1 protein-coding gene is annotated in these 601 nt (G+C 60.4%); it reads right to left on the minus strand.

Annotation, left to right across the window (positions count from 1 at the left end; translation table 11 throughout):
* Positions 1-601: AMP-binding enzyme (locus tag ALO43_RS20795; RefSeq protein WP_157062347.1), on the minus strand; the 601-nt coding region annotated here is incomplete at both ends.

The raw sequence follows: 601 nt of genomic DNA on the forward strand, positions 1-601 counted from the left end.
CCGCCCAGTTCGAAGAAGTGATCTTGACGCCCTGCCCGATCGATACCGAGCAACGCCTGCCAGATCTCCGCCAGCGCAGGTTCGACTTCACCTACAGGCGCCTCGTAATCACGACTGGCATAAGCGTCATCCTGCGGCGCCGGTAATGCCCGTCGATCCAGTTTGCCGTTAGGCGTCAGCGGCCATTCCGACAATTTCATATATGCCGCCGGCACCATGTATTCCGGCAGCCTTGCCAGTAAGGCAGCACGTAACGTCTGCGCCGTAATAGCTTGTTCCGCTTCCGGCATTGTGTAATAAGCCGTCAGGCGCTTTTCACCCGGTGTGTCCTCCCGGGCGATCACTACGGCGTCCTTGATGTTCACGATCTGCCTCAGCTGCATCTCGATCTCGCCCAGCTCGATACGAAAGCCTCGTATCTTGACCTGATCGTCATTGCGCCCCAGGTACTCGATGTTGCCGTCCGCCAGCCAGCGGCCCAGATCGCCGCTCCTGTACATCCGCGCTGCCGGCTCGGCACTGAACGGGTCCTCGACGAAACGCTCCGCCGTCAGTTCCGGCAGATTCAGATAGCCACGGGCAACCCCCGCACCGCCGATAT

The organism is Pseudomonas tremae, assembly GCF_001401155.1.
Taxonomy (GTDB): domain Bacteria; phylum Pseudomonadota; class Gammaproteobacteria; order Pseudomonadales; family Pseudomonadaceae; genus Aquipseudomonas; species Aquipseudomonas tremae.